This is a genomic window from Mycobacterium sp. 5-140-3-2, assembly GCF_035666375.1.
Taxonomy (GTDB): Bacteria; Actinomycetota; Actinomycetes; order Mycobacteriales; family Mycobacteriaceae; genus Mycobacterium; species Mycobacterium intracellulare.
This window is the reverse complement of record NZ_CP142025.1, coordinates 2,269,956-2,280,183: the sequence shown is the minus strand read 5'-3', so window position 1 is coordinate 2,280,183 and position 10,228 is coordinate 2,269,956. Positions and strand designations below refer to the sequence as shown.

Annotated in this window: 11 protein-coding genes and 1 tRNA gene; 6 read left to right on the top strand and 6 right to left on the bottom strand. The window is 69.9% G+C overall.

Going from position 1 to position 10,228, the window contains the following annotated elements:
- The first annotated feature begins 79 nt into the window (after nt 1-79).
- From P6281_RS10860 to P6281_RS10850, 3 genes are read left to right on the top strand one after another with little or no spacing between them, the layout of a single operon-like run.
- A complete protein-coding gene (locus tag P6281_RS10860) occupies nt 80-745 on the top strand; it encodes an HAD-IA family hydrolase (RefSeq protein WP_026071565.1) in 666 nt (221 codons plus the stop codon).
- On the top strand, nt 738-1,235 hold the full coding sequence (locus tag P6281_RS10855; RefSeq protein WP_008255927.1) for a low molecular weight protein-tyrosine-phosphatase: 498 nt from the start codon (nt 738-740) through the stop codon (nt 1,233-1,235). The genes P6281_RS10860 and P6281_RS10855 overlap by 8 nt, the downstream gene beginning before the upstream one ends.
- Nucleotides 1,235-2,065 (top strand): SURF1 family cytochrome oxidase biogenesis protein, encoded by an 831-nt coding sequence (locus P6281_RS10850; protein ID WP_008255925.1) that lies wholly within the window; start codon nt 1,235-1,237, stop codon nt 2,063-2,065. Before P6281_RS10855 ends, P6281_RS10850 begins: the two co-directional genes overlap by 1 nt.
- On the opposite strand, the gene P6281_RS10845 is transcribed toward P6281_RS10850, so the two are convergent.
- Nucleotides 2,047-2,991, bottom strand: coding sequence for a cobalamin biosynthesis protein (locus tag P6281_RS10845; protein ID WP_008255923.1), 945 nt, complete (start codon nt 2,989-2,991; stop codon nt 2,047-2,049). The two genes, P6281_RS10850 and P6281_RS10845, sit on opposite strands and share 19 nt — an antisense overlap.
- A gap of 139 nt (nt 2,992-3,130) precedes the next feature.
- Between P6281_RS10845 and P6281_RS10840 the strand changes: the two genes are divergently transcribed.
- A complete protein-coding gene (locus P6281_RS10840; RefSeq protein ID WP_008255921.1) occupies nt 3,131-3,526 on the top strand; it encodes a VOC family protein in 396 nt (131 codons plus the stop codon).
- Nucleotides 3,527-3,531: 5 nt separating this feature from the next.
- Here the strand turns inward: P6281_RS10840 and P6281_RS10835 are convergent, their stop codons facing one another.
- Nucleotides 3,532-4,659, bottom strand: a complete 1,128-nt coding sequence (locus tag P6281_RS10835; RefSeq protein WP_008255919.1) for an epoxide hydrolase family protein — start codon at nt 4,657-4,659, stop codon at nt 3,532-3,534.
- Between the two features lie 84 nt (nt 4,660-4,743).
- On the opposite strand from P6281_RS10835, the gene P6281_RS10830 reads away from it, so the two are divergent.
- Entirely contained in the window at nt 4,744-5,457 is a 714-nt protein-coding gene (locus P6281_RS10830) for an adenosylcobinamide amidohydrolase (protein ID WP_008255917.1), read from the top strand.
- A 65-nt stretch (nt 5,458-5,522) separates the two neighbouring features.
- On the opposite strand, the gene P6281_RS10825 is transcribed toward P6281_RS10830, so the two are convergent.
- The 4 genes from P6281_RS10825 to P6281_RS10810 form a co-directional block, all read right to left on the bottom strand.
- Nucleotides 5,523-5,594, bottom strand: a tRNA-Val gene (locus tag P6281_RS10825).
- Between the two features lie 44 nt (nt 5,595-5,638).
- The gene (locus tag P6281_RS10820; protein ID WP_324738877.1) at nt 5,639-6,100 is read right to left on the bottom strand and encodes a peroxiredoxin; all 462 of its coding nucleotides are present in this window, start codon (nt 6,098-6,100) and stop codon (nt 5,639-5,641) included.
- Entirely contained in the window at nt 6,100-6,522 is a 423-nt protein-coding gene (locus P6281_RS10815; RefSeq protein ID WP_008255913.1) for a DUF3052 domain-containing protein, read from the bottom strand. The genes P6281_RS10820 and P6281_RS10815 overlap by 1 nt, the downstream gene beginning before the upstream one ends.
- 84 nt (nt 6,523-6,606) lie before the next feature.
- On the bottom strand, nt 6,607-7,194 hold the full coding sequence (locus P6281_RS10810) for a hypothetical protein (RefSeq protein WP_036390648.1): 588 nt from the start codon (nt 7,192-7,194) through the stop codon (nt 6,607-6,609).
- Between the two features lie 183 nt (nt 7,195-7,377).
- On the opposite strand from P6281_RS10810, the gene aceE reads away from it, so the two are divergent.
- Entirely contained in the window at nt 7,378-10,167 is a 2,790-nt protein-coding gene (aceE, locus tag P6281_RS10805; protein ID WP_008255911.1) for a pyruvate dehydrogenase (acetyl-transferring), homodimeric type, read from the top strand.
- Nucleotides 10,168-10,228 lie beyond the last annotated feature (61 nt).

Below are 10,228 nucleotides of genomic sequence, written 5' to 3'. Positions count from 1 at the left end.
TAGTGCGCCGCGCGGGCCGGCCGGACGAACACCGGCAACACCGTCGTACCCGTCCGCGCCCATCGAGGACAATGGTGAGGTGACAGGCGCAACGTCCACCGATCGCCAAGCCCCAGGGGCGCAGCTGGTGATCTTCGATCTCGACGGCACGCTGACCGACTCCGCGGAGGGCATCGTGGCCAGCTTCCTGCATGCGCTCGATCACATCGGCGCCCCGGTGCCCCCGGGCGACCTCGTCGCCCAGATCGTGGGCCCGCCGATGGACGACACCTTCCGGTCCATGGAGCTCGGCGACGCCGCCGAGGAGGCGATCGCGGCCTTCCGCGCGGAGTACGGCGCCCGGGGGTGGGCGATGAACGCGCTCTTCGACGGCATCGAGGCGCTGCTGGTCGATCTGCGCGCCGCCGGCGTCCGGCTGGCCGTGGCCACCTCCAAGCTGGAACCCACCGCGCGGCGCATCCTCGCCCATTTCGGGCTCGACCACCATTTCGAGGTCATCGCCGGGGCGAGCCCCGACGGCTCCCGCAAAGCCAAGGTCGAGGTGCTCGCCCATGCGCTTTCGCAGCTGGAGCCGCTGCCCGAGCGGGTGCTGATGGTCGGCGACCGCAGCCACGACGTGCACGGCGCCGCCGCGCACGGCATCGACACGGTGGTGGTCGGCTGGGGGTACGGCCGCGCCGACACGTTCAGCGGGGTGACGCACGCCGCGACCGTCGACGAGCTACGGAGGGCCCTGGGTGTCTGAGCGCGAGCCGCTGCACATCACGTTCGTGTGCACCGGCAACATCTGCCGGTCGGTGATGGCCGAGAAGATGTTCGCCGACCAATTGCGCCGCCGGGGTCTGGGCGACGCGGTGCGGGTGAGCAGCGCCGGCACCGGCAACTGGCACGTCGGCGAGTGCGCCGACGAGCGGGCCGCCGGCGTGCTGCGCGCCCACGGCTACCCGACCGAGCACCGCGCCGCGCAGGTCGACGCCGAGCACCTGGCGGCCGATCTGGTGGTGGCCCTGGACCGCAACCACGCCCGGATGCTGCGGCACCTGGGCGCCGACGAGGACCGCGTCAAGATGCTGCGGTCTTTCGATCCGCGCACCGGCGCGCACACCCCCGACGTCGACGACCCCTACTACGGTGACACCAGCGACTTCGAACGCGTCTACACCGTCATCGAGGCCGCGCTGCCCGGCCTGCACGACTGGGTCGATGAACGCCTCGCGCAGAACGGGTCGGGGTGATGCGCAGGTTGGCGTTCGTGCTGCGCCCGGGCTGGATCGTGCTGGCACTGGTGGTCATCGCGTTCGCCTATCTGTGCTTCACGGTGCTCGCGCCGTGGCAGCTGGGCAAGCACAACAGGACCTCGCGGGAGAACCACCAAATCGAGCACTCCCTGAACACCGCGCCCGTCCCGGTGAAAACCCTGCTGCCGCAGCAGAACTCGGCCGCCCCCGGCCATCAGTGGCGTCAGGTCACCGCGACCGGGCATTACCTGCCCGACGTCCAGGTGCTGGCCCGGCTGCGGGTGATCGACTCCAAACCGGCCTTCGAGGTGCTGGCGCCCTTCGTCGTCGACGGCGGCCCCACCGTGCTGGTCGACCGCGGTTACGTGCGTCCGTTGGAGGGATCTCGCGTTCCGCCGATCCCCCGCCCGCCCGCCGACACGGTGACCGTCACGGCGCGGCTGCGCAACTCGGAGCCCCCCGTGGCGGGCAAGGATCCGTTCGTGGGAGACGGTGTGCAGCAGGTGTATTCGATCGACACCGGGCAGATCGCCGTGCTGACCAAGGTCCCGCTGGCCGGGTCCTATCTGCAATTGGTCGACGGTCAGCCCGGCGGCCTCGGGTTGGTCGGCGTGCCGCAGCTGGACGCCGGCCCGTTCCTGTCCTATGGCATCCAGTGGATCGCGTTCGGCATCCTCGCCCCGATCGGGTTGGGCTACTTCGCCTATTCCGAGATCCGGGCGCGCCGCCAGGAAAAGCAGTCACCCTCCGCCGCGTCGGCGCCCGCCCCCGAGGCACCGCAGACGGTGGAGGACAAACTCGCCGACCGTTACGGCCGACGCCGATAACCCGACAGCAGCCCGGCCAGCAGCGCGGCGCCCGCTTGCACCAGCGACGACAGCGCGACCGCGCGCCGCAGGTCGGCCACGGTGGGTTCCCGGCCGTCACCGAGCGTCGGCCGGATCTGCAGCTCGTGACGGTATTGGGTGGGCCCGCCCAGGCGCACACCCAGCGCCCCGGCGAACGCCGCCTCGACGGCGCCGGCGTTGGGGCTGGGATGGCGGCCGGCGTCGCGCCGCCACGCCCGCGCCGCCCCCGACGCTGAGCCGCCGACCAGGGGCGCCGACAGCACCGCCAGCGACGCCGTCACCCGCGCGGGAATGTAGTTGGCGACGTCGTCCAATCTCGCTGCGGCCCAACCGAATCGGAGGTAGCGCGGCGACCGGTAGCCGACCATGGCGTCCAGGGTGTTGACGCCGCGGTAGGCCAGCACCGCGGGCACCCCGCCGGCCGCCGCGTAGAGCAGCGGCGCCACCTGGGCGTCGGAGGTGTTCTCGGCGACCGATTCCAGTGACGCCCGGGTCAGGCCCGCGCCGTCCAGCGACGCGGGGTCGCGCCCGCACAGCGACGGCAGCAGCCCGCGCGCGCCCTCGACGTCGCCGCGCTCCAGCAGCTCCGCCATGGCCAGCCCGGTGCGCGCCAACGACGTTCCGCCCAGGCAGACCCAGGTGGCCGCGGCGGTCACCGCGATCGAGCACGGCCGGCCGCCGCGCCCGGCGGCCCGTTGCGCCGCCGCTCCCAGCAGTCCCAACGACCCGATCAGCAGGCCGACATGGACGGCGCCGGCGGCCCTGCTCTCGCGGTAGGTCAGGCTCTCCAGCGCGGCGGCGGCCGTGCCGAACGCGGCGACGGGGTGGCCGCGTCGCGGGTCGCCCAGCGCGCGATCGGCCAGGTAACCGACCAGCACGCCGGCCGTGCGGGGCGTCGCAAACACCCCGGCAGCGTCTCACACCGGAGGTGACCGTCCCCACGAGGCGCCCGGCGCGCGACCCGGGTCGCATCACTTTGCCTGTGGGGCAGGCGATCTCGGGCACGTCTGCGCCGCCGGCCCGTCGAGGGTTAGAGTCGACACCATGGCTTTCCCAGCGCTCAACCACGTCGCGGTCACCGTGCGCGACATCGAAGTCAGCGGCCAGTGGTATCGCAACCTGCTCGGCACCGACCCGATGCTCGACGAACACACCGACGCCGGCTTCCGGCACCAGGTGTGGATGCTCGACGGCGGCACCGTCTTCGGAATTCACCAGCACGACCGCCCGGCTACCGACGAACGATTCAGCGAACACCGCGTGGGCCTGGACCACGTCGGCTTCGGCTGCGCCGGCCGCGCCGAGCTGGAGAACTGGGTCACCCGGCTGGGCGAACTGGGCATCGAGCACGGCGGCATCGTGGACGCCCCCTACGGCTCGGGCCTCAGTTTCCGCGACCCCGACGGCATCGCGCTCGAGTTCTTCGCCCCGCCGGGCTGATTCGTTCAGCGCACCGTCGCGAAAAACGCGCGCAGATCCTCGACGAACAGCTCCGGTTCCTCGAACGCCGCGAAGTGCCCGCCGCGCGGCATGTCGGTCCAGTGGGTGATGTTGTAGACCGGCTCGCACCAGCTGCGCGGCGCCTTGAGCAGTTCGCCGGGGAAAGCCGCGACGCCCGTGGGCAATTCGACGCGGTCTCCCCTACCCCACACCGCGAAGCTCTCCCAGTACAGGCGGGCCGAGGACGCGGCGGTGTTGGTCACCCAGTAGACCATCACGTTGTCGAGCAGCTCGTCGCGGCTGACCGCGTTCTCGGGATGCCCGTCGCAATCCGCCCAGTCCCAGAACTTTTCGACGATCCACGCCAGCTGGCCCACCGGCGAATCGGCCAACCCGTAGCCCAGCGTTTGCGGCCGGGTGGACTGTTGCTTGGAGTAGCCGGTGCCCCATTTGCGGTGATTGGCCAACCCGGCCATGGCTTGCCGCTCCTCCTCGGTGGGATTCGACAGCGCTTCCTTGGTGGGCCTGCCGACCGGCATGTTGAGGTGGATGGCCGCGCAGTGGCCCCGGTTGCGGCCGATCTGGGTGGTGACCGCGGCGCCCCAGTCGCCGCCCTGGGCGCCGTAGCGCTCGTAGCCCAGGCGCACCATCAGCGTTTCCCACGCCTCGGCGATCTTTTCCACGCCCCAGCCCGCGCCGTTGGGCTTGCCGGAGAACCCGTAGCCCGGCAGCGACGGGCACACGACGTGGAAGGCGTCCTCGGCGCGACCCGACGCGGGGTTGGTCAGCGGCTCGATCACCTTGTGAAACTCCACGATCGAGCCCGGCCAGCCGTGGGTGATCACCAACGGGAAGGCGCCCTCGTGCGGCGAGCGCTGGTGGATGAAATGGATGTCGAGCCCGTCGATCTCGGTGATGAAGTGGTCGAAGCGATTGAGCGCGGCCTCCCGCGCCCGCCAGTCGTAGTCGTTGGCCCAATAGTCGGCCAGCTCGCGGGTGTAGGCCAGCGGCATGCCCTGGCTCCAGTCGTCGACGCATTCGGCCTCGGGCCAACGGGTTCGGGCCAGCCGCGCGCGCAGATCGTCGAGAACCTCGTCGGAAACGTCGATGCGGAACGGTTTCACGCGCTTCATAGTGCCGCCGTCGGTGACACCGGCGACGCGCGGGGTGGGTCGGCACGCGAGGATGTGACCATGGATCCCAGGTTGACCACGCGAGTGGAGCACAGTCGGTCGATCCCGTTGCTCGTCTGGCAATTCCGCGAGCCCCGGCTGTGCATCGCGTCGGGCCCGCTCGGCGGCGGCGTCGGCGCCCGCGACTGGTTGGTCAACGCGACGGTCCCCCTGGATTACCACCGGACCGACCCGGACCGCCACCTGACCGAGATCGGCGCCGCGCTGGGTCTCGCCGGCACCGGCTGCGGGCTGCTCACCGCGGTCGACGTGACCCGTTACCACCTCGCCGCCGACGGCGGTGTGCACGCCACCGCGACGGTCGGGCTGTCCAGCCCCGCCTGGGCGGCTGCGCCCGACCGGCACTTCCGCCGGGAGGTGCCGGCCGGCCTGCGCACGACCGCGTTCACCGACTACGAGATCGTCGAGTACCGGCCGCTCACCGATGGCGACGGGTACCGGGTGGGGACCATCAACATCGTGGTCGCGGTGCCGGTGCGGCTGTCCGGGGCGGCGCTGGTCAACGCCGTGGCCACCGCCACGGAGGCCAAGGCGCAGGCGTTGCACGAGGTCGGGGTGCGCGCCACCGGAACCGCGTCGGACGCGGTCGTCGTGCACTGCCCGACGGACGGGGCCGAGGAGACCTATGGCGGGCCGCGCTCGGTGTTCGGCGCCCGGATCGCCCGGGCGGTGCACGCCGCGGTGCTCGCCGGCGCCCGGGCCTGGATTTCGGGGCCCGAGTACCGGCCCTCCGGATAGGGCCGCGCACGTAACATCGGCGCCCAAAGTCGCCGCACGTTACGGCCGCGAACCGCCAAAAGGAGTGGGCGCGGACGGTATCGAACCGCCGACCGCTGGTGTGTAAAACCAGAGCTCTACCACTGAGCTACGCGCCCGTTGCTGCGGGCAGGCTACCCGCCCGCCGGCCAAGTCCCCAAAATCAGGCCCTCAAGGCCGCCAGGGCGTCGGTCCACAACCGTTGATCGCGCGACTCCCCGGGCTGTTTCATCTCGGCGAATCGAATGAGCCCGGCCCGGTCAACGACGAACGTCCCGCGGTTGGAGTAGCCGGCGTCCTCGTTGAACACGCCGTAGCTCTGGCTGACCGCGCCGTGCGGCCAGAAATCCGACAGCACCGGGAAGGTGAAGCCGCTGTCCAACGCCCAGACCCGGTGCGTGGGCGGCGGGCCCACCGAGATGGCCAGCACCGCGTTGTCGTCGTTCTCGAAGTCGGGCAGATGATCCCGCAGCTGGTCCAGCTCGCCCTGGCAGATCCCGGTGAACGCCAGCGGGAAGAACACCAGCAGAACGTTCTTGGCGCCGCGGTAGGAGCTCAACGTGACGCGTTGTTGATTCTGGTCGCGCAGAGTGAAGTCCGGGGCGGCGGTGCCGACCGACAGCATCAACGCTTCCCGGCCCGGGACTTGGGCTGCACCAGACGGCTGGCGGCCCAATCCCCCAGGTTGACCGACGAGGTCGGCATCAGACCGGCGGTGGGGGCCGCCTCGGCGATCTCGGCCGGCAGCACGTGTCCCGGTTTTCCGGTCTTGGGGGTCAGCACCCAGATCACGCCGTCCTCGGCGAGCGGGCCGATCGCGTCCATCAGCGTGTCCACCAGGTCGCCGTCGCCGTCGCGCCACCAGAGCAGCACGACGTCGACTACCTCGTCGGTGTCCTCGTCGAGCAGCTCGCTGCCGCAGGCTTCCTCGACCGCCGCGCGGATCTCATCGTCGGTGTCTTCGTCCCAGCCCCACTCCTGGACAACATGGTCGGGTTGGATGCCCAGTTTGCGAGCGTAGCTCGGGGCGTGATCCGCCGCGACCACCGTGGAGCCTCCTTCAATTCCCTCGCGATGTGCGCTTCGGGATTATCGTCGCACAGCGCGGATCCCGTTCACACTTCCGCCTCATTACGTTGCCAAGCAGAGTTTGATCGCCTTCTTTTTCGTGTCGTTGAGCTGATCGACGCGTTTGTTGAATTCCGACGTCCCCGCGTGTGTGCCAATGGCGTTGGCCACCGAGTGCGCGGCGTCGATGTACGCGTTGAACGCGTCCTTGATCTGCTGCGACATCGCGTCATTGAAGCTGTTGGCCACCGTGGTGGCGCTGTCGTTGAGGGCGTCGATCGCCGGGCCCTCGGTGGGGCCGGTGCCGCGGCCCGAATTGAACGCCTGGACGAATTCGTTGGTCTTGTCGATCGCGTTCTTGCTGGTGGTGATCAGCGAGGCGCAGGCGGTGCGCACCGCCTTGGTGGTCAGCGACTGCTGGCGCTGGGACTCCCGGACGCTCGACGTCGCCGACGAGGCCGACACCGACGCGGACACCGACTGGCGGTAGGCGGGGGCGACTTTGGTGTCCGGGGTCGCCGTTCCGTTGGTGACGGAGGTACATCCCACGATGCCCATCAGCGCGGCCGCGACACAGCCCAGGGCCAGCGCGCCACGCCGGGGGAAAGCCCCCACCTGCCTCGGGGGGACGGCACGCCACCGGATGAGCACAGGCCTGACGTTACCGGGTGGCTTGTGCACCCGCCCCATACACGCCGAGTTGACGCGCACCGGGTGAGCCTTTGACGGCTACCAGATGGCGGCTGCCCGCCTGAAACACCCGTGCGGCACGATGGTGGAGAGGGCGCGACCCGCCCTCACGTCACACATCCCGCCAATTACAGGAGTAGTGGGTTGACAACCGAATTCGTGCGCCACGATCTGGCCACAAGTCCCAACAGCGCAACCGAACCCGACCGCGTCCGGGTGATCCGCGAGGGGGTGGCTTCCTACCTCCCCGACATCGATCCCGAAGAGACCTCGGAGTGGTTGGAGTCCTTCGATGAACTGCTGGCGCGCTCCGGCCCGTCGCGGGCGCGCTATCTGATGTTGCGGCTGCTGGAGCGGGCGGGCGAGCAGCGCGTCGCCATTCCGTCGCTGACGTCCACCGACTACGTCAACACCATTCCCACCGAATTGGAGCCGTGGTTTCCCGGCGACGAGGACGTCGAACGGCGCTACCGGGCGTGGATCCGCTGGAACGCCGCGATCATGGTGCACCGCGCCCAGCGCCCGGGAGTTGGTGTGGGCGGCCACATTTCGACCTACGCGTCGTCCGCGGCGCTCTACGAGGTCGGCTTCAACCACTTCTTCCGGGGCAAGTCGCATCCCGGCGGCGGGGACCAGGTGTTCATCCAGGGCCACGCCTCCCCCGGCATCTACGCGCGGGCGTTCCTGGAGGGCCGGCTGACGACCGACCAACTCGACGGCTTCCGCCAGGAGCACAGCCATCCCGGCGGCGGCCTGCCGTCCTACCCCCACCCGCGGCTGATGCCCGACTTCTGGGAATTCCCCACGGTGTCGATGGGTCTGGGCCCGATGAACGCGATCTATCAGGCCCGGTTCAACCACTACCTGCACGACCGCGGCATCAAGGACACCTCCGACCAGCACGTGTGGTGCTTCCTGGGCGACGGCGAGATGGACGAGCCGGAAAGCCGCGGCCTGCTGCACGTCGGCGCGCTCGAGGGCCTGGACAACCTGACGTTCGTGATCAACTGCAACCTGCAGCGCCTCGACGGCCCGGTGCGCGGCAACGGCAAGATCATTCAGGAACTCGAGTCGTTCTTCCGCGGCGCCGGCTGGAACGTCATCAAGGTGGTCTGGGGCCGCGAGTGGGACGCCCTGCTGCACGCCGACCGCGACGGCGCGCTGGTGAACCTGATGAACACCACGCCCGACGGGGACTACCAGACCTACAAGGCCAACGACGGCGCCTACGTGCGCGACCACTTCTTCGGGCGCGACCCGCGCACCAAGGCACTCGTCGCGAACATGAGCGATTCCGAGATCTGGAATCTCAAGCGCGGCGGCCACGACTACCGCAAGGTCTACGCCGCCTACCGGGCCGCCGTCGACCACAAGGGGCAGCCCACGGTGATCCTGGCGAAGACCATCAAGGGCTACTCGCTGGGCGCGCACTTCCAGGGCCGCAACGCCACGCACCAGATGAAAAAGCTTGCGCTGCAAGACCTCAAGGACTTTCGCGACGCCATGCGGATACCGATCAACGACGCTCAGCTGGAAGAGGATCCGTACCTGCCGCCCTACTTCCACCCCGGCTCCGACGCCCCGGAGATCCGTTACATGATCGACCGCCGGCGCACCCTCGGGGGCTACCTTCCCGAGCGTCGGACGAAGGCCAAGGCGTTGCGGCTGCCCAGCCGCGACATCTACGCCGCGCTGAAGAAGGGCTCGGGCACCCAGGAGGTCGCCACCACCATGGCGACGGTGCGCACCTTCAAGGAAGTGTTGCGGGACAAGGAAGTTGGCCCGCGCATCGTGCCGATCATTCCCGACGAGGCGCGCACGTTCGGCATGGACTCGTGGTTCCCGTCGCTGAAGATCTACAACCGCAACGGCCAGCTGTACACCGCCGTGGACGCCGATCTGATGTTGGCCTACAAGGAAAGCGAAGTCGGCCACATCCTGCACGAGGGCATCAACGAGGCCGGGTCGGTGGGGTCGTTCATCGCGGCCGGCACCTCGTATGCGACGCACAACGAGCCGATGATCCCGATCTACATCTTCTATTCGATGTTCGGGTTCCAGCGCACCGGCGACGGCCTGTGGGCGGCCGCCGACCAGATGACGCGCGGCTTCTTGCTGGGGGCCACCGCGGGACGCACCACGCTCACCGGCGAGGGCCTGCAGCACGCCGACGGGCATTCGCTGCTGCTGGCGAGCACCAACCCGGCGGTGGTCGCCTACGACCCGGCGTTCGCCTACGAGATCGCCTACATCGTGGAAAGCGGGCTGGCCCGGATGTTCGGGCAGGACCCCGAGAACGTGTTCTTCTACATCACCGTCTACAACGAGCCGTACGTGCAGCCGCCCGAGCCGGACAACTTCGATCCCGAGGGCGTGTTGCGGGGCCTGTACCGCTACCACGTCGCCACCGAACAGCGCGCGAACAAGGCACAGATCCTGGCGTCGGGGGTGGCGATGCCGGCGGCGCTGGACGCCGCGAAGATGCTGGCCGCCGAATGGGACGTCGCCGCCGACGTGTGGTCGGTGACCAGCTGGGGCGAATTGAACCGCGACGGCGTCGCGGTGGACAGGGCGAGGCTGCGCTACCCGGACCGGCAGGCGGGCGTCCCGTACGTCACCCAGGCGCTGTCGGACGCCGTCGGCCCGGTGGTCGCCGTCTCGGACTGGATGCGCGCCGTTCCCGAGCAGATCCGGCCGTGGGTGCCCGGCACCTACGTCACCCTGGGGACCGACGGGTTCGGCTTCTCCGACACCCGGCCCGCGGCGCGGCGGTACTTCAACACCGACGCTGAGTCGCAGGTGGTGGCCGTGCTCGAGGCGCTGGCCCGCGACGGCGAGATCGACCCCTCGGTGCCGGTGGCCGCCGCCCGCCAGTACCGGATCGACGACGTGCAGGCCGCGCCGGAGCAGACGTCGGACCCCGGCGTGGCCTAAGGGCTGGCATAAGGCTGGCATAAGGGCTGGCGCGTGACTCCCCGGGCGCTCCAGCCATCCA